Source organism: Sphingosinicella sp. (genome assembly GCF_041916975.1).
GTDB lineage: Bacteria > Pseudomonadota > Alphaproteobacteria > Sphingomonadales > Sphingomonadaceae > Sphingosinicella.
In genome coordinates, this window is sequence record NZ_JAYRYK010000001.1 from 2,354,564 (window position 1) to 2,373,284 (window position 18,721).

The window sequence follows — 18,721 nt, forward strand, 5'->3', positions numbered from 1 at the left end:
CCTTCACCCCTGTTGCTTCGGGAGCCGGACGACGAGACCGTCCATCTCCTCGGTCACGGTGATCTGGCAGGACAGCCGCGAACCGCCGCCGGGCTCCGAAACATATTCGAGCATCGCCTGCTCCATCTCGTCGGGCATACCCGTTCGACCGATCCACGCCGCATCCACATAGACATGGCATGTCGCGCAGGCGCAGGCCCCGCCGCAATCGGCGTCAATGCCCGGGACCATGTTGCCGATCGCCGCCTTCATGACCGACACATCGACTTCAGTCTCGGCCACATGCTGCGTTCCATCGGCCTCGATGAAAGTGATTCTGGGCATGCGCTATTTCTTCAGCTTCATCATGTTGCAGATATTGTTCTTCTGGATCGCCGACGATCCGCCAAGGATAGGCATGATCAATATGTCCCTGACATGCCGCTCCATGTCGAATTCCTTGATATAGCCATAGGCGCCCAGAACCTGTTGGCAGGTAAGGACGATCTCCTGAGCCGCCTGGCATACGAACAGCTTGGCCATCGACGTTTCGAGTGACGCCCTGCCTTCGCGGTCCAGCGTGTCGGCGGTTTGATAGGTCAGCACGCGGCAGGCGTGCAGCTTTGTCTGCACCTCGGCCAGCATGTGCCGGATCGACTGGAAAGCCGATATGGGCTGGCCGAACTGGATACGCTCCTGCGCATACGCCCAAGCCTCCTCTACCGCCGCGGATGCAATGCCCAGCGCCATGGCGGCAACTTCCATCTTTTCGATATCGAGCCCGGGGCCAAGCAACATCGACCAGGCGTTGTTCCAGCCTGCTTCTTCGCCGACGACATTCTCCAGAGGGACCGCGACATCGGCGAAGGTCACGTCATAGGTGCCGGTTCCCTTCAGACCCATGGCATCTTGCGCCTCGTAGGTCAGACCGTCTGCATCGGACGGAACCAGCACCAGCGTGAGATTGCGGTATTTATCTTCCTGCGGCCCTGTGCGCACCAGCGTGTAGATGTAGTCGGAGATTTTCGCGCCCGAGCAAAAGCGCTTCGATCCGTTGATGATCAGCCGGTCGCCATCGGCCTTGGCGGTCGCTCGCACCGAAGCGACGTCCGCCCCCACATCGGGTTCGCTGATGCCGTATGCGAAAATCATGCCGTCGCTGACGACCTTGGGCAGGATCTCCCGTTTCTGACGCTCGCTTCCCACCTCGGCGATGTTGAGACCTGCATAACAGGCGGACTGGATATAGGGTCCGCCGACGGCCATGCTGCGGCCGCACAGGATTTCGATCGCTACGATCGTCGCGCGGACGTCGCGGCCGCCGCCGCCATATTCGGCGGGCACGGTGAGCCCCATCAGGCCCAGCTCCGCCAGCTTGCGATGCACGTCGCGCGGAAAATGGTTATCGTGATCCCATTTCCTGACGAGTTCGAGCGGCATCTCCCTTTCGATGAAGCGGGACAGCGTCTCACGCAGCATCAGGATGTGGTCGGCCTCGGATAAGCTGTTCATAGGTGTTCCGGCAATGCGGTCCGGCTCCAAGTCCCGCCCCGCACGTGTCCTTCTCGATGATCAATGTCCGGTGCTTCGACTAGGGAGAAAGGCGTTCAACTTGAACTCGCATAAGCCTCGCATGGCTGGATGCGCGCACCGCCCGAACACACCTAAAACGAGTTTAAGGTGAGCGCTGCACGAGGTTAATCCAGCGACGTTCGCAGCCGCGGTGCGAACCCGGATTACGGATCAAGAACATCAGCGTGACCAACCCCGCAGTCCTCCTGTCCGAATGGATCGCCCCGGCCGCTGCACAGCCGCGTGCTGGCTTGGCTCTGGGCGCCGCTCTTGCGGAATCGGCACGCAAATGGGGGGATCGGCAAGCCGTCGTCTACCGCCATCAGCCCGCCATAGAAGACCGGGCCTGGACCTATTCCGAACTGGACGCCGATGCCGGACGGCTGGCGGCCGTCCTGCTGGCGCTGGGCCATGAGCCTGGCGACCGGATCGCCTTGTGGGGACCCAACAACCCGGAATGGGTGCTTCTGGAATATGCGATCGCCAAGGCCGGCATGGTGCTGGTCGCGCTCAATCCGCTCTATCGGCTGACCGAGCTGGCGTTCGCGCTGCGCGATTCAGGCGCGGCGGGGATATTCCATGCCGACCTGATCGGCGGCGAATCCCCGGCCGCGACAATCGCCCAGGCCCGGATGGATGCACCGGCGCTGCGCCACGTTCACAGCTTCTCCAGCATCTGGACCGACCTCATGCAACGGGGCACCGAAGGCCCCGTCTCGGTCGCGGTCGATCCCAACGACATCATGATGATCCAGTACACGTCGGGAACGACAGGCGTGCCGAAGGCGGTCCGCCTGTCGCACCGGGCCGTCACCACCACGGCGCGAAACTCATACCATATATGGGGCATCGGCGAAGGCGACCGGGTATGTCCGGGCTTTCCGCTGTTCCATGTGGGTGGGTCTGGAAACTCCCTGCCCGGTGCCGCACTGGTTGGCGCGACCTCGCTGCCCCTTTACATCTTCAAGCCCGGCATCACGCTCGACGTCCTTGAACGCGAGGAATGCACGGCATTCATCGGCGTGCCGACCATGCTCATCGCGATGCTCGACGATCCCTCGGTCCGGCATCGCGCGCTCGGCAAGCTGACGCGGATCATCGTCGGCGGCGCGCCTGTGACGAGGGACCTTCTCCACCGCTGCCAGGATGTTTTCGGCGCCGATGTCATCAATTGCTACGGCCAGACCGAGACCTGCGGCGTGACGACGACAACGGTTCCCGGCGACAGCGCCGAGCGCAAGATCCGGACGAGCGGCACGCCGCTCACCGGAGTCAGCGTCTCGATCCGTGGCAGCGACGGCCAGGCCGTGCCGCGCAATGCGACGGGTGAGCTGTTATACTCCGGCCCCGGCGGCATGCTGGGCTACGGTGCCGCGGCCGGCGGCGAGAGGCCGGACTGGATCGCATCCGGAGACCTCGCCCGGATGGACGACGACGGATTTGTATCGATCGTCGGGCGCAAGAAGGAAATGATCATCCGCGGCGGCGAGAACCTGTCTCCGGTCGAGATCGAAACCTACATGAAGGAGCATGAGGCGATCCGCGATGTCGCGGTCGTCGGCGTGCCTGACGAAAAATACGGTGAGGTCGCCTGCGCGGTTGTCTGCCTGCGCGACGGCGCCGACATCAGCGGCGCGGCGATACGGCAGTGGTGCTTCGACCGGATTTCGCGGTGGAAAGTGCCCGAATATGTCGAATTCATCGACGCTTTCCCACTGACGCCCTCGGGCAAGATCCAGAAATTCCTGCTCCGTGAGCAAATGTCGCAGCGGCTGGGCCTGACCACGGCCCAGCCGGTCGAAACCGAGTGAAACGATCGAGGATGATCAGGCATGAAATATGACGACTACAAAGCGCTTCGCATCGAGCAGGATGGATCGATCCTGACCATCACGGTCAATCGCCCCGAAGCGAAGAACGCGATCAACCATGATCTTCACCGCGAATTTTCACTGATCTTCGACGATGTCGATCGGGACGAGAGCGTCGATGTCGTCATCCTCGCGGGGTCGGGCGGCGCCTTTTGCGCGGGCGGCGACCTAAAATGGCTGCTCACGCTCCACGGTGACCCGGTCGCGACAAGCGCCGGCATCCGGCAGGATCGAAAGATCCAGAACTCTCTTCTCGATCTTGAAAAACCCATCATCGCAAAGGTCGACGGGCCGGCCATCGGCCTTGGCTGTTCGCTCGCCCTCTATTGCGATTTCGTCTATGCCTCCGAACACTCGGTGTTCGCTGATCCTCACGTTTCGGTGGGGCTCGTCGCGGGCGACGGCGGCGCGGTCATGTGGCCGCAGCTGATCGGCTATGCGCGCGCGCGCCGCTATCTGCTGACCGGCGATGCGATTTCTGCACCGGATGCGGCGGCTATGGGGCTGATCACCGAATCGGTGCCGGCTGATGCGCTGGACGAAACCGTCGCGAAGATGGCGAAGCGGCTGGCGAAGGGCGCGACCCATTCGATCAAATGGACGAAGGCATCGATCAATGCGGGGCTGAAGGTAACGGCCAACGCAGTCATCGACCGCGCCGCGGCCTTCGAGAACGTCACGCAGCTTCTGGACGATCACCGGATCGCGCTGGAAGCCTTCCAGAACAAGGAAAAGCCGAAGTTCACCGGACGCTGAACATCTACGTTGCTGGGCCGGAGTCGGAGCTGGCGCGCGGATCAAGCGCGCTCCAGCTCCAGCGACATTTCATAGGGTTCGAGCTTGTGGACCGGGACGTGTCTGCCCTCGGTCTGCGCGTGGAACGCGGCGGACTGGCTGCGCGGATTGTAGAACTGCCGGTACCATGTCCGCCCGAGCCGGAAGTTGCGCTCGGTGGGCAGGCTCATGATGTGGAGGGCGGGCATCTTGTTACGCCAGATATCGAAATCCTGCCCGAAGGCCGCCAGTACCTCGGCCTGATGATGTTTCGCGTGGGCCCTATCCTCTTCGCTGGGGGCATCGCCCGCCACTTGTAGAAGATTATTGTGCCACACCTTCGTCATGCCATCCTCGACCGGTGTGTGAAAGATGAACTCGATCGACCGGATATCGCCGATCGCCTGTCGTGAAAGCAGAAGACCGGGACCGGTGTACCAGGTGAAGGTCATCAGATAGGCATCATATTCGCGGCGAAACCCGCCCTGCCGCTGATAATAGAGATGGCGATCGAACTCGTTCTCGAAATATTCGCACGGCGACCCATGCGTGGGTCCGAGATGGTTGGAATCCGCCATGTTATCGAGAATTTCCTGAGGATGGATGTCCAGACAGCCCAGATGATCATAGGCGCCGTTGATCCAGTTGGGCTGATCCCATTCGGGTAGCCGGGGTGGGTCGAACTCCGGCTCGCCGCCCTCGGGATCATGCCACATCATGATCGCGCCCATCACTTCCTCCACCCGGTACGACCCTAATTTCGCGGCCTTCGGGCACGGCCCGTCGAAACCCGGAATGTCGTCAAGGTCTCCGTCGGCCGTATAGCGCCAGCCATGATAGGGGCAGCGGATGGAATCGCCTTCGATCTGTTCGCCGTGAACCGCGATCGAAGCGCTGGCCGACGCGGCGAGATGCGCGCCCATGTGGCTGCAATGACCGTCGAGCAGCACGAGCCGGCCGCTCTGGCCGCGAAAAAGCGCGAAGTTCTTGCCGAAGAAGCGCAGCGGCAACGGCGCGTCCTTCAGTTCGGACGCATCGGCGATCATGAACCATCCGCGCGGGAAGGTGAATTCGCCCATGTTATAGTCACTCGATTTCGCCACGTTCTCGTTCCTCATTCTGCAACCCATCCGTCAATGCGGACGGAGATCGCTATTCCTCGTTCGCGCCCATCGCCCGCGCCGAGGCGCGGTATGCGATCGTCAGCGCAGGCCCCAAGGTGCAGCCAGCGCCGGGATATTTATCGCCCATGATCGAAGCGCTGCTGTTCCCCGCCGCGTAAAGACCCTCGATTGCTCTTCCAGCTTCGTCCAGCACCTGCCCGTCGCCATTGATCAGAAGGCCGCCCTTCGTGCCGATATCGCCGGGGTAAATGCGTGCGCCGTAGAAGGGCGCCTTGTCGATCGGGCCGAGGCAGGGATTGGGCGCGACCGCTTCATCGCCATACTGGCGATCGTGCTCGTCGCTGCCGCGGCCGAATTTCTCGTCGACACCGCTTCTGGCAAACCGCGCCATCTCGTCCGCCGATGCGCGCAGGCCTTCAGCGTCGATACCCAGCTTCGATGCCAGTTCGGCGAGCGTCGCAGCCCGGGTCAGCATGCCGTTCTCGCCAAAGGCGCCGGGGTTCATCCAGTCGGGTGACATGGTCGACTGCAGCAAGCCTCCGAACATGTAGCGGGCGCGGTAGCGTGCATCGAAGATGACGAAGGCCGGCACCCGTTCGGCATTGTCGTAGTTTTCGCCGTAGATGCATTTTCCATAGGAGTTGTAGGTGATCGATTCGTTCATGAACCGCTCGCCCCTGCGGTCGACGATCATCAGCCCGGGCTTGGATTTTTCGAAGAACAGGATGACGGTGCGGTCGCCCCATCGCACCGAGGGCGCCCACCAGGCTTCGTTCATCAGACCCGTGGCAGCGCCGACCTGGCGCCCCGCATCGATCAGGTCGCCGGTATTGCCGGCGCTACCCGCAGACCAGTCGGGCGAGGTCGGCGCGGCCAGGTGCGCACGCCGCATCGCCGGGCTTTTTTCGAAGCCGCCCGCCGCGACGATCACGCCGCGCCGGGCGCGAAGGAGGCGCGGCTCGCCCCCTTCGCCGCCCACCATAACGCCGCTGACCCGGCCGCCTTCGGAGGCAAGCGCCGATACCGGGCTGCTGAGGCGGAGTTCGATGCCGCGCTGGCGAACGGCGAGATACAGCCTGGCAACCAGCGCCTCGCCCATGCACAGGCGCCGGTCGCGCGCGCCGCGCAGCCGCGCACCGATATCGAACATGTAGCGAAGCACTGCAGTCGCGGCGATCCGCTGCCATCCGGGAGCGACGGCCTGAACCTTCGAGGCTTCGGTGATCGAAAGGTTGATGTGACCGAACGCCTTGGACGCGGGCGGCATCTGGCGCATCCGAGGCAAATGATAGCCGAGCTGCCGCCCATCTACGGGCGCGCAGTCCATGGTGCGCCCGCCGGGTTTCCAGCCGGCGACGTCGGGATAATAATCGGGGTACTTCGCCACCGGGCTATAGGGCACGCCGAGGCGGCCAAGGTAGGCGATCATCCGGGGCGCCGACCGGATGTACGTCCAGATGATGTCATCTGCGATCTGGTCAGCCGGAATGACGGCTCGCAGATAGGCGAAGGCATCCGTCTCGCTGTCGGAGATCCCCACCGCGCCGATGTCCGGATTGTTCGGCACCCAAACACCGCCGCCCGACATCGCCGAATTGCCGCCGAACTTCGCCTCTTTTTCCAGGATCAGGACCCGCCCGCCGAAATCGGCCGCGCGCGCCGCCGCGAGCAACGCCGCCGCCCCGGAGCCCACGACGATGACGTCGTAATCCTCGTCTCTCGACGCCGTCGAAGCAGAGGATGTGTGCGATGTTTGCATGTGGTTCGCAGTCATTCCATAAATTTGCGGTAAGATGGCCGGCCCCGCAAATATCGCCGGAAAAGACGTTCGGTCCTACTCAACATAAACTCGCTTTCGCTCGCGAAGCCTCACGGCCGTTCGGCCTCAAGATGCCTGAAGAGTGGCTGTAAACCGCGAAAATTCCGGCCCATTGGCAAGAAAATGCGAGTTTATCGTGAGCCGCCCCGGCGCCCATAAAACTGCTTCAGGCGCTGTCTGAAGAGGAGCAGGATATTCAGTTCGAGACTTTGCATTACCGGGTCGAGGACGGCGTGGCGGTTATCGAGCTTGCCCGGCCGCAACGGTTGAACGCCGTCAACAGCGTCATGAGCCGCGAACTGCCGGCAGCCTGGCGTGCCTTCGATGCCGATCCTTCCGCGATCGTCGCGATCGTGACGGGGGTTGGCGAGAAGGCCTTTTGCACCGGCGCCGACCTGACCGACCTGCCGGAAATGATCGTCGACGAATCCGGGCGCCCGGCCCTCGAATCGATCCGCTGGACGCCGCTTCAGAACAACGTCTGGAAGCCCGTTATCTGCGCGGTGAACGGCGCTACTGTGGGCGGCGGCCTGCATTTTGTCGCCGAATGCGACATCGTGCTGGCATCCGACCATGCAGAATTTTCGGACACGCATGTCAGCGTCGGCCTTGTATCGGCGCTGGAAACGGCGGTTCTCGCCCGGCGCATGCCGATGGGCGCGGTGCTGCGCATGGCGCTTGGCGGACGCGGCGAAAAGATCACCGCGGACGACGCCTTCCGCCTTGGTATGGTGGACGAGCTTTGTCCTGGTGCCGAACTGGCCGAGCGTGCCCATCGTCTTGCGGACCGGATACGGCGGAATTCGCCCAGCGCGATGGCGCGCACCAAGCGGGCAATCTGGGGCGCCAAGGAACGAGGCCTGCACGACGCGGCCGACTTTGGCTGGGACGCCATCGTCGCGCACAACCAGTCGCATGACTTTGCCGAGGGCATTCGCGCCTTCTCCGAAAAGCGCACGCCGCAATGGGCGGCCTATCCCGGCGAAAGATCTGTGCGATGATCGAAACGATACCATTGCCGGCGACCGACGATCCGCTCGACCGGCCGTTCTGGAGCAACGCCCTCGAAGGCCGCCTTGTCATCCAGGCCTGCGCCGTATGCGGAGAGATGCGGTTTCCGCCGCGCCCGATGTGCCCGCACTGCCAGTCCGAGGACAGCATCTGGAACGAGGTCGCGCCGGAAGGCGCCGTGTGGTCCTTCGCTTGCCCGGCACGGCCCCTGCTCCCGGCCTTCGAGGCTATGGCGCCCTATGTGACCATCATCGGCGCGCTGGGTGCGCATCCCGCGATCCGTATTGCGGGCATGGCTGCGGCGGGCGACGCGGGCAGCGTCACCGGCCTTACCGCCGATGACGTCCGCATCGGACAGCCGGTTCGCCTGCTGTTCCGGCAGGTCTCGGCCGACTGCGCCTTGCCCTTTTGGCACCTCGGCCCGCCGCCGACACGCAAACCAGAGACACATCAATGACGCAGCCTGCCAACATGCCGGAATTGGACCAGCGGGATTATGCGTTGGAGGATCGCTATCGGAAGACAACTGGCCGCGTCTATCTGTCGGGTTCGCAGGCACTTGTCCGGCTGCCGATGATGCAGCGCAGCCGCGATCTTGCAAACGGTCTTAACACCGCCGGCTTCATATCGGGGTACACGGGTTCCCCGCTTGGCGGCTACGACACGGCGCTGAAAGCGGCAAAGCGCGATCTCGACGCGCATCACATCGTGTTCCAGCCCGGAATCAACGAGGAGATGGGGGCGACTGCCGTTTGGGGTTCGCAGCAGACCGACCTGTTCGGCGAAGCCCGCTACGACGGTGTGTTCGCGCTCTGGTATGGCAAGGGTCCGGGCGTTGACCGTGCCGGCGACGCGTTGAAGCACGGCAGCTATGCCGGATCGTCCAGACATGGCGGTGTGCTGGTTCTTGCCGGCGACGACCACGGCGCGAAATCCTCCACCGTCGCGCACCAGAGCGACCATGCCTTCATTCACTACGGTATGCCCTACTTCAATCCGGCCTCGGTTCAGGATTATCTGGATTACGGGCTGTACGGGATTGCCCTGTCGCGCTTTTCCGGCTGCTGGGTCGGCATGAAATGCGTGACGGATACGATCGAGAGTTCGGCGTCTGTCACGATCGCCGACGATCAGGTCGAGATCACCCTGCCTGACATCCCTGGCCTGCCGGAACGGGGGCTGAGCGTCGGCTGGGGCATCCACCCCGTGATGGTCGAGCAGCGCCACTATCAGCAGCGAATTCCCGCAGTGAAGGCGTTCGTGAAGGCGAACCGGCTGAACCGGCCCGTCGTCCACGGCGAGGGCAGCCTGCTGGGGATCGTGACGACGGGCAAGGCGCATCTCGATCTTATGCAGGCGCTGGAGGAGATCGGCCTCGACGCCGATCAGTGCCGCAAGATCGGCGTCGGCGTGTTCAAGGTCGCGATGCCCTGGCCGCTGGAACCCGACCTGATTTCCGAATTCGTCCGTGGCTATGGCGCAATACTTGTCGTTGAAGAAAAGCGGGCGATCGTCGAGACGCAGCTCGCCAGCCTGTTCGTCAATGATAAAGACGCCCCCCTGCTGCTGGGCAAGCAGGACGAGCTGGGCGTGCCGCTGATCCCGGCCGAGGCCGAGTTGAACGCGGCGGCACTTGCGGGAATTCTCCGATCGCTCCTGATGCGTCTGGGCGGCACGGCGGTGGCGCTGCCAGCGGCGGCGGCGTCCGTAGCCGGAGCGGCGGCGGGCGGCGGCCTCATGCGGCTGCCCAGCTTCTGCGCGGGATGCCCGCACAACACATCGACGAAGGTGCCGGAGGGCAGCGTGGCGTTCGGCGGTATCGGCTGCCACGGCATGGCGACGTTCCTTCCCGAGCGCAACACACCGACGCTGTTCCAGATGGGCGGTGAGGGCGCGCCGTGGATCGGCCTTTCGCCCTTCACCAAGCGCAAGCACATCTTCCAGAATCTGGGCGACGGCACCTATTATCACTCGGGCCTTCTGGCGATCCGCGCCGCAGTCGCCGCAGGCGTGAACATCACATATAAAATTCTGGTCAACGATGCGATCGCCATGACCGGCGGTCAGCGCATCGAAGGCAATGTCCGCGTAGACGAATTGACGCGCCAGGTCCATTCGGAGGGTGTCCGCCGGATCGCGGTCGTCAGCGACGATATCGAGAAATACGGCGCGGACTATGATTTCGCGCCCGGCGTTACCATCCATCACCGCGACACGCTGGACGAGGTGCAGAAGGAACTGCGCGAGATCGAAGGCGTCTCGATCATCGTCTATGAACAATTCTGCGCCACCGAGCTACGCCGCCGCCGCAAACGCGGCTCCGCCGCCGATCCCGACAAGCGCATCTTCATCAATCCGCGCGTATGCGAAGGCTGCGGCGATTGCGGCGTGCAATCGAACTGCATCGCCATCGAACCCGTCGAAACCGACTTGGGTCGCAAGCGGCGCATCAACCAGTCCGCCTGCAACAAGGACTTCTCCTGCACCAAGGGCTATTGCCCCAGCTTCGTCACCGTGCACGGGGGAACGCCGCGTACGCGCACGGCGGGAAAGGGAGCGACCCTGCCCGCAGAAGCCGCCGATCGCGCCGCGCGGCTCCCCGAACCCGAGGTCGCGGCATGCGACCGTCCGTTCAGCTTGCTGGTGACCGGAATTGGCGGTGCCGGCGTCGTCACCATCGGCGCGCTTCTGGGCATGGCCGCGCACCTCGAAGGCAAGGGCTGCTCCGTTTTGGATGTCGCCGGGCTTGCCCAGCGCAACGGCCCCGTGACCAGCCATGTGCGGATCGCCGCCCACCCGGATCAGCTGCACGCGAGCCGCATTGTCGCCGCCGATGTGGTGCTGGGCTGCGACATCGTCGTGACGACGGGCCAGGACGTCATGTCGAAAATGATCGCCGGCAAAAGCCGCGCAGTCGTGAATACGCGTGTCATGCCGACATCTGCCTTTGCGCGAAATCCCGATCTCAATCTGACAGCCGAAGCCATGGTGGCGGGCATTCGCGGCCTGCTGGGCGAGGATCGCTCCGAATTCGTCAATGCGGGCCGCCTTGCCTATGCATTGCTTGGCAACGAGGTGGCCGCCAACCTCTTCCTGGTCGGCTATGCCATGCAGAAGGGATGGCTGCCGGTCGGCCGCGTGGCCTTGCTGCGGGCCATCGAACTGAACGGGGTCGGGGTCGACATGAACAAGGCCGCGCTCACGTGGGGTCGACTCGCTGCCACGGATCTGCCCGCAGTCGAGGCGATGGCCTTTGGCCAGGGCGGGGCACATGAAGTTGCGCAGGTGGAGGATGTCGACGCGCTTGCCGCCCGGCTGTCCGATGAATTGACGCGCTATCAGAACGGCGCCTATGCGGAACGATACCGGGCGCTGATCGCGCGCGTTCGCCGGATCGATACGAAGCATGGCGGCAAACAGCAGGCGCTGACCGAGGCCGTCGCACGCTATTATTTCAAACTGATGGCGATCAAGGACGAGTATGAGGTCGCCCGGCTCTATAGCGACGGCAGTTTTCTCAAAGCGTTGAAGCAGGAATTCGAGGGCGACCTAAGGCTCGAATTCCACATGGCGCCGCCCATTCTGCAGCGACGCGACAAGCGCACCGGCCGCTATCCGAAGCGGAGGTTCGGGCGGGGCACGATGCTGCTCTATTCGGTTCTCGCGCGGCTGAAATTCCTGCGCGGAACGCCGTTCGACCCGTTCGGGTACGATGCGCATCGCCGCGCGGAACGTGCGCTGATCGCCGACTATGAAGCGATGATCGACGACCTTCTGAAGGACATGACGCCCGCGACGTACGATATCGCGGTAGAGATCGCATCCTACCCCGAACTGATCCGCGGCTACGATGTCGTGAAGGACGAGAGCCTCGCCAAAGCGCGCACGCATCTGGCCGCGCTGCGTGAGCGCTATTCGGCGGCATCCCGTGTCGAGTAGCTGGTGCCGGCCGAATAGCGCGACACGGAAGGTGGCATGATGCTGAAAGACCAGACCGCGATCGTCGGGATCGGCGAAACCGAATTTTCCAAGAATCTGGAAGCCTCTGAATTCCGGCTGGCTTGCCGTGCGATCAAGGCGGCCCTTGACGACGCGGGCATTCACCCCGCCGAGGTCGACGCGCTGTCCTGCTATACCTATGAACAAACCCCCGAGTTCGAGATCGCGCGCAGCATTGGCATGGGCGAAGTGCACTTCCTGTCGCAGTCGCCGCATGGTGGCGGCGCGGGTTGCGGCGCGGTGGGCCATCTCGCGCTGGCGATCGCAGCGGGCGTTGCCAACGTCGGTGTGGTGTGGCGATCGCGCAAGCGCGGCGCCCGGTCGAAGCGGTTGTGGGCTGGGGTCCGTGAATGCGTGGAAGACCATTGGAAATGGACGCGGCCGCAGGGGCTGCTCCGTCCCGTCGATGAAGTCGCTGTGCTCACACGGCGCTACATGCATGACCATGGCTTGACGCGTGAGCAACTGGCCGAAGTGGCTCTGTCCATGCGGGCCTATGCAAGAAACAATCCCAAAGCGCTGATGGGCGCGCGGCCACTATCGCTGGATGATTATTTGGGCGCGCGGATGATTTCCGATCCGCTGTGCCTGTTCGACAATTGCCTTGAAAGCGACGGCGCGATCGCCCTCGTGCTCGTACGCCGCGACCGGGCGGCGGATTGTGCGAAGCCGCCCGTGCATATCCACGCCTTTTCCCAGGGCATGAAACCGCAGCATCAACTGATGACGGATTATCACAGCGCCGATCCCCTGCGCAGCTCGTCCTGGACCTGTGCGGCCAATCTGTGGCGGCAGTCGGATATTAAGGCGACGGACATTGATGTCGCGCAGATTTATGATGCCTTTTCGCCGCTGGTTCTGTTCAGCCTCGAAGCCTATGGATTTTGCGGCAGGGGCGAAGCCGGAGATTTTGTTGCGGACGGCGCGATGCGGCAGGACGGACGCCTGCCGGTGAACACCTCTGGTGGCAGCCTTGCCGAAGTGTACCTGCACGGCATGAACCTGATGACCGAAGCCGTGAAACAGCTGCGCGGTGACGCGCTGACCCAGATCGCGGGCGCCGCGACCTGCCTCGTGACGTCATGCGACACGACTCCCAATGGCGCGCTGGTGCTCAGGAACTGAAAATCTGGAGCTTGGAAATGAGCCAAAGCCTATCGAAAACGAGTTCAAGTTGAGCACCGTGGGGATGTAGCGGTCGTAAGTCGATTTCCCGGCGGACGGTTGGATTGAAGGATAATCAGTGGCCGGCATGGATTTTCTGCCCATCGAACGAACCATCTTTGCCGAGGAACACGAGCTGTTTCGCGCCAACGTGCGCCGGTTCATGCAGGACATGGTCATCCCGAACCTCGATCGCTGGAACAAGCAGTGCCACACCGATCGCGACGTCTGGCTGGAAGCCGGCAAGCACGGCTTCCTGTGTGTAACAACGCCGGAGCAGTATGGCGGTGCCGGTGCCGACCGCAAATACAGCGCGGTGCTGATCGAGGAACAGCAGCGCGCCAATGCTGCGGGGCCTGGCTTCGTCATGCACTCTGAGATCGTCGCCGGCTACATCGAGCGGTTCGGCACCGAGGCCCAGAAGAGCGAATGGCTGCCCCGAATGGCGCGCGGCGAAGTGATCGGCTCGCTGGCGATGACCGAGCCGCGCGGCGGATCGGACCTGCGGGCCATTTCAACCCGCGCTGTTCTCGACGGCGACGATTATCTGATCAACGGCTCCAAGACCTTCATCACAAACGGCTACATCACCGACCTCATCATCGTCGCAGCCAAGACGGAGCAGGAGGATGGATCGGGCGGCCTGTCGCTGTTTCTTGTCGAGGCGGCGCGCGACGGCGTGTCGAAAAGCCTGCCGCTCGACAAGGTTGGGCAAAAGGCACAGGACGCCGCCGAGCTGTTTTTCGACGGCGTCCGCGTTCCAAGGAGCAACCTGCTGGGACGGCAGGGCGAGGGGCTGCGCTATCTGATGCAGGAACTGGCGTGGGAACGGCTGATGATCGCGATCCGTGCGGTCGCGGGCTGCGAGGTCGCGCTGGAATCGACGATCGACTACACCAAGTCGCGCGAAGCCTTCGGCAAGAAACTGATCGACTTCCAGAATACCAAGTTCAAGCTTGCCGAATGCAAGACGAAGACGCAGATCGCACGCGTCTATATCGACCGCTGCATCGATCTCGCCTGCGCCGGCGCCCTGAACGCCGAAGCATCGGCGATGGCCAAATGGTGGTGCACCGAACTCCAGAACCGCGTTCTCGACGAATGCGTCCAGTTGCATGGCGGCTATGGCTACATGCTCGAATATCCTGTCGCGCGGGCCTGGACCGACGCACGGGCACAGATGATCTACGGCGGCACGAACGAGATCATGAAAGAAATCATCTCGAGGAGCTTTTGATGGCGGCGTCCCCGGACTTTCCCGACGGCGACGGCGTGGCGCTGGTCATCGGCGGGAGCGGCGGTATCGGCAGCGCGATCTGCGAAAAGCTGGCGGCCGCCGGCACCGATGTCGTCCTCACCTATCGCAGCAACGCGGCGGCGGCGATCGCGGTCGCCGAGACCGTCCGGGGCCTTGGCCGTACCGCTTCAGCCTATCCTCTGGCGATCGAGGATAGTGCCCAGGTCGCCGATACCTGCGCCCGGATCATCGCAGCGCATGGACGCGTGCACACGCTGGTCAACGCCAGCGGTTCGCACATCGCGATGAAGTTCATCGGCGACATCGGCCCCGAGGAATTCCGGCAGGTGATGGACGCCGACACCAACGGTTTTTTCAACGTCGTGCAGGCGCTGTTGCCGCATATGCGGCAGGCGGGCGGCAGTTTCGTGACCATCAGCACCACCGGATTGCTGCGCTGGCCCGCGAAGGATGCGCTTTCGGTCATACCGAAGGCGGCCATTGATGCGCTGATGACGGGCATCGCCCGCGAAGAAGGCCGGAACCGCATTCGTGCCAACACGGTCGCGCTGGGCCTGATCGACGCCGGGCTGTTCCGCAAGCTGATCGGCATCGCCTACGACGACGCCTATATCGAGGCGGCAAAGCGCAATTCCGCGCTGAAACGGCTGGGTACGGCGGAAGAGGTCGCCGAGGCCGTTCTGTTCTTCGCTTCGCACCGGGCCCGTTATGTGACGGGACAAACCCTAACGCTCGACGGCGGCTACAGCCTTTGACGCCCAGCGATCCGGCAGACTTCGACGTTGTCATTTGCGGTGCCGGCGCCGCCGGTCTTCTCGCCGCCGTGCGCCTGCACGATCTTGGCCTCAGCGCCGTCGTTATCGAAAAATCCTCCCGCTACGGGGGCACTTCAGCCACGTCCGGCGGCGGCATCTGGATTCCAGGCCACGGCATCGGCGCCGAACCGGACAGTCGTGAGGCGGCGCTCACCTATTTGAACGCCGTGAGCAAGGGCGACTTCCGGCCCGACAAGCTGACCGCCTATGTCGACAACGGCCCTGCGATGATCCGCTACCTGGCGGCGGTCGGCGTGGCGATGATCTCCATTCCGGGCTTTCCCGATTATATCGCCGAGGCACCGGGCGCCGCCACAGGGCGGTCGTTGTTCCCGCTGGAAATGGACGGCGCCAGGCTGGGCCGCGACTTCCATCTGCTGCGTCCATCCCCCTCGGGCTACAAGCTGTTCGACCGTTATGCACTGAACCTGCAGCAGTCCTTCGCGCTCGCGGCGCGCAGGTTCGGCTGGCAGTGGACCGCCGTGAAACTGATCCTGAAATACTGGCTCGACTGGCCGTGGCGCGGCCAAACCGCCGTCGATCGTCGGCTGACGATGGGCCGCGCGCTGGTCGGCGGATTGCGACAGGCCATGCGCGAGCGCGGCATCCCCATGATGCTCAACTGCGCGCTTGCCGACCTCATCGTCGAAGACGGACGCGTGACCGGCATCGAAACAATGTCGAAAGGCAGGGCGGGCCGGATCGGCGCGCGTCGCGGCGTGATCCTGACGGCTGGCGGATTCGAGCAGAACCAGATGCTGCGCGACAAATATCTGCCCGTCGCGACGCGCAGCAACTGGAGCCTGACCCCGAGGGACATGAATGTCGGCGACGCGCTGGTCGCGGGGCAGCGTATCGGCGCGGCGACCGAGACGCTGGACGCGAACTGGTGGGCGCCCAGCATGCAGCTGCCGTCGCGCAGCGTTCCCAACCTCGACTTGGCGCAGCCGATGTTCTTCGATCATCGTCATCCCTACAGCCTGTGCGTCAACCGGCTCGGCAACCGCTTCGTCAACGAAAGCTGTTCCTATGACGAATTCGGCCAGGCGATGATCGCGGACCAGAAAGCGACCGGGGCGAACACGCCCTGCTGGATGGTTTTCGATGCCAAGTTCCGCCGCAAATACGCATGCGGTGCGATCCTGCCCGATTTCATCATGCCCGACCGCAGCCTGCCGCCCGAATGGTGGGACAGCTATATCTTCAAGGCGGACAGCATCGAGCAGTTGGCGGGCAAGATGGCCATCGATCCGGCGGCGCTCAAGGAAACGGTCGCGCGGATGAACGGCTTCGCCGCGAGCGGCGACGACACGGAATTCGGGCGCGGGAAAAACCGGTTCGACCAGTTCTTCGGCAAGGCGGACGTGGGGCCAAATCCCTGCATGGGACCGATAAACCAGGCACCCTATTATGCCGTGCAGATTGACCTTGGGGACCTGGGGTCGAAAGGCGGGCTGAAGACCGATGCCAACGGCCGCGTCCTGGCGGAAGATGGCGATCCGGTCCCCGGGCTTTACGCGGCCGGCAATTGCGCTGGATCGCCGTTCGGCAATTGTTACCCCGGTGCGGGCGGCACGCTGGGGCCCGCCACCGTTTTTTCCTTCGTCGCCGCCAATCATATTGCGGCGCAGACATGGTGACATCAAGGTCCTTATCTTGACCTTTGCTCACGTGTCTCAGCAACAGGATCGAGAGGACACAGCATGATCAAACATGTGGCATTGATGAAATTCCGGTCCGACGTTCCGCGCGCCGACCTGATCGACCGCTATGAAAGGGAGCATGTTCCACTCGTCCGCTCGCTCCTTCCCTTTTTCTCGGATTATCGCCGCAATTATGTCGCCGATCATCCGATGGTGCCGCGCGGACGTGACCAGCGTGATCCGGCGCAGCCCGATTTCGATGTCGCCACCCAACTCTGGTATCAGGACCCGAAGCAATTGATCGCTCTCGGCCAAGCTCTCGGCGACCCCGCCATTGAGGCGGCGATCCTCGACAGCGAAGCGCGGCTGTTCGACCAATCGACGATGACGATCCTCGAATGCGACGAACATGCGACCCCCGCCGCGTATCTCCAGCCGCGCCGCGCCGGCTATTCCGGATGGCCAGCCATCAAGCTGATGGGCTTGATCCGCAAGAAAGCGGGTATGACGCGCGAGGCCTTTATCGACCGCTATGAAAATGGCCATTGCCCGCTGGCGCTCAGCGTTCTCACCAAGGATGGGATGCCGACCTTCGCCAAATATTGCCGCACCTATCCGGTCGCCGCGCCGCGCTTTGCCATGGCTTCCGAGAAGCTTTCGCCGTCGGCGCCAACCATCGACGCCATAACCGAAGCGTGGTTCTGGACCGAAGCGGACTTCCAGCACTTCCTGACCCAGCGGACCGACCCCCATGTCGCTGCCACGATTGCTGACGACGAGGTGGAGTTGTTCGACCCCAGTTCTATCGCCATCTATTTCGTCGATGAAAACCTCTGAGCCGCCGGAACATCAGGCCGGCCCTTTGAGATACCCCATCGCCAGGCGGACCATTTCGTCGATGAACTCCTCGTCGTTCAGGTCCGCCGGTTCGTCCCGGATATAGCGACGTATGTTCGACAGAACGGCGATTTCCAGAATGTTGAGCGAATGGTCGATGTTCTTGACCGATATCTCATCGGCATGCTGTTCGAAAAAGGCCTTGTTCGTCATGTGCGTGAACTTTTCGACCGAAAGGTTCTGCGTCAGCTCAACAAGTTCAGGCGTCTGCTTGGCCAGCGAATAGAGAAGCACCTTGTTTTCGCGAAAGCTCTGGAGAAGATAGGTCAATATCTTCCGGCTTGCCTCTGGGAGCGGCAGGTCCATCGTCTCCCTCAGGATCGTGCGGACGCTGTTGGCGACGGTCGACACCTTGAGTTCGATTAGAGCCGACAGCACGGCGTCCTTGTTGGGAAAATACTGATACAGCGACCCGATGCTTACCCCCGCCCGTTCGGCGATATAATTGGTGGTCGCCTTTTCATATCCTTCTTTCAGGATGATGATCTCGGCGGCTTCCAATATGGCCTCGGAGGTGACTTTCGCCCGGCTCTGGATCGGCGTCTTGCGTCGCAATGTTGGAACCCTAGCTCAAATCACCGTTGCCAACGCCCCGGTAACGCCGCGCGGCCGGAGCGTGCTGAATGGACGGAGGAAAGTCTACAGTCCGCACCTTTAGGCACTGACGACGTGGCACAGCCATTTTCTCCCTACCACTTCCCTTCAGCCTCTTCCTCTTCGCGTAACAGGCTCCGATCGGCGATGCCACAGCAAACTCGATCGGGAAGATCGCAACCGGCCGGTGGCCTGCATGTT

The 18,721-nt window shown here is 63.0% G+C and carries 15 protein-coding genes; 10 read left to right on the top strand and 5 right to left on the bottom strand.

Annotated elements, in window-relative coordinates; translation table 11 throughout:
- Nucleotides 1-3: 3 nt before the first annotated feature.
- Both ACE3TJ_RS11270 and ACE3TJ_RS11275 read right to left on the bottom strand, forming a co-directional pair.
- Nucleotides 4-324, bottom strand: a complete 321-nt coding sequence (locus ACE3TJ_RS11270) for a 2Fe-2S iron-sulfur cluster-binding protein (protein ID WP_374596154.1) — start codon at nt 322-324, stop codon at nt 4-6.
- 3 nt (nt 325-327) lie between these two features.
- The gene (locus ACE3TJ_RS11275; protein WP_374596155.1) at nt 328-1,491 is read right to left on the bottom strand and encodes an acyl-CoA dehydrogenase family protein; all 1,164 of its coding nucleotides are present in this window, start codon (nt 1,489-1,491) and stop codon (nt 328-330) included.
- 245 nt (nt 1,492-1,736) lie between these two features.
- Here ACE3TJ_RS11275 and ACE3TJ_RS11280 point away from each other — a divergent pair, with 245 nt between their 5' ends.
- Nucleotides 1,737-3,362 carry a class I adenylate-forming enzyme family protein gene (locus ACE3TJ_RS11280; RefSeq protein WP_374596156.1) on the top strand — a complete coding sequence of 542 codons (1,626 nt, stop codon included), beginning with the start codon at nt 1,737-1,739 and terminating at the stop codon, nt 3,360-3,362.
- Between the two features lie 21 nt (nt 3,363-3,383).
- Nucleotides 3,384-4,178: an enoyl-CoA hydratase/isomerase family protein gene (locus ACE3TJ_RS11285; protein WP_374596157.1), complete on the top strand. Its 795-nt coding sequence runs from the start codon at nt 3,384-3,386 to the stop codon at nt 4,176-4,178.
- A gap of 41 nt (nt 4,179-4,219) precedes the next feature.
- Here ACE3TJ_RS11285 and ACE3TJ_RS11290 read toward each other — a convergent pair whose 3' ends face one another.
- Nucleotides 4,220-5,299 (bottom strand): Rieske 2Fe-2S domain-containing protein, encoded by a 1,080-nt coding sequence (locus tag ACE3TJ_RS11290; protein ID WP_374596158.1) that lies wholly within the window; start codon nt 5,297-5,299, stop codon nt 4,220-4,222.
- Nucleotides 5,300-5,348: 49 nt separating this feature from the next.
- The gene (locus tag ACE3TJ_RS11295; protein ID WP_374596159.1) at nt 5,349-7,079 is read right to left on the bottom strand and encodes an FAD-dependent oxidoreductase; all 1,731 of its coding nucleotides are present in this window, start codon (nt 7,077-7,079) and stop codon (nt 5,349-5,351) included.
- 293 nt (nt 7,080-7,372) lie between these two features.
- Here ACE3TJ_RS11295 and ACE3TJ_RS11300 point away from each other — a divergent pair, with 293 nt between their 5' ends.
- The 8 genes from ACE3TJ_RS11300 to ACE3TJ_RS11335 all read left to right on the top strand — a co-directional run bounded on the left by ACE3TJ_RS11300 (nt 7,373) and on the right by ACE3TJ_RS11335 (nt 17,866).
- Nucleotides 7,373-8,140 carry an enoyl-CoA hydratase/isomerase family protein gene (locus tag ACE3TJ_RS11300; protein ID WP_374596160.1) on the top strand — a complete coding sequence of 256 codons (768 nt, stop codon included), beginning with the start codon at nt 7,373-7,375 and terminating at the stop codon, nt 8,138-8,140.
- Nucleotides 8,137-8,607 carry a Zn-ribbon domain-containing OB-fold protein gene (locus ACE3TJ_RS11305; RefSeq protein ID WP_374596161.1) on the top strand — a complete coding sequence of 157 codons (471 nt, stop codon included), beginning with the start codon at nt 8,137-8,139 and terminating at the stop codon, nt 8,605-8,607. Before ACE3TJ_RS11300 ends, ACE3TJ_RS11305 begins: the two co-directional genes overlap by 4 nt.
- Nucleotides 8,604-12,089, top strand: coding sequence for an indolepyruvate ferredoxin oxidoreductase family protein (locus ACE3TJ_RS11310; RefSeq protein WP_374596162.1), 3,486 nt, complete (start codon nt 8,604-8,606; stop codon nt 12,087-12,089). Before ACE3TJ_RS11305 ends, ACE3TJ_RS11310 begins: the two co-directional genes overlap by 4 nt.
- A 36-nt stretch (nt 12,090-12,125) precedes the next feature.
- A complete protein-coding gene (locus tag ACE3TJ_RS11315) occupies nt 12,126-13,274 on the top strand; it encodes a lipid-transfer protein (RefSeq protein ID WP_374596163.1) in 1,149 nt (382 codons plus the stop codon).
- Nucleotides 13,275-13,401: 127 nt separating this feature from the next.
- Nucleotides 13,402-14,550 carry an acyl-CoA dehydrogenase family protein gene (locus ACE3TJ_RS11320; protein ID WP_374596164.1) on the top strand — a complete coding sequence of 383 codons (1,149 nt, stop codon included), beginning with the start codon at nt 13,402-13,404 and terminating at the stop codon, nt 14,548-14,550.
- Nucleotides 14,550-15,326 carry an SDR family NAD(P)-dependent oxidoreductase gene (locus ACE3TJ_RS11325; protein WP_374596165.1) on the top strand — a complete coding sequence of 259 codons (777 nt, stop codon included), beginning with the start codon at nt 14,550-14,552 and terminating at the stop codon, nt 15,324-15,326. The genes ACE3TJ_RS11320 and ACE3TJ_RS11325 overlap by 1 nt, the downstream gene beginning before the upstream one ends.
- The gene (locus ACE3TJ_RS11330) at nt 15,323-17,026 is read left to right on the top strand and encodes an FAD-dependent oxidoreductase (RefSeq protein ID WP_374596166.1); all 1,704 of its coding nucleotides are present in this window, start codon (nt 15,323-15,325) and stop codon (nt 17,024-17,026) included. The genes ACE3TJ_RS11325 and ACE3TJ_RS11330 overlap by 4 nt, the downstream gene beginning before the upstream one ends.
- A 63-nt stretch (nt 17,027-17,089) precedes the next feature.
- The gene (locus tag ACE3TJ_RS11335; protein WP_374596167.1) at nt 17,090-17,866 is read left to right on the top strand and encodes an EthD domain-containing protein; all 777 of its coding nucleotides are present in this window, start codon (nt 17,090-17,092) and stop codon (nt 17,864-17,866) included.
- 12 nt (nt 17,867-17,878) lie between these two features.
- Here ACE3TJ_RS11335 and ACE3TJ_RS11340 read toward each other — a convergent pair whose 3' ends face one another.
- Entirely contained in the window at nt 17,879-18,481 is a 603-nt protein-coding gene (locus ACE3TJ_RS11340; RefSeq protein ID WP_374596168.1) for a TetR/AcrR family transcriptional regulator, read from the bottom strand.
- Nucleotides 18,482-18,721 lie beyond the last annotated feature (240 nt).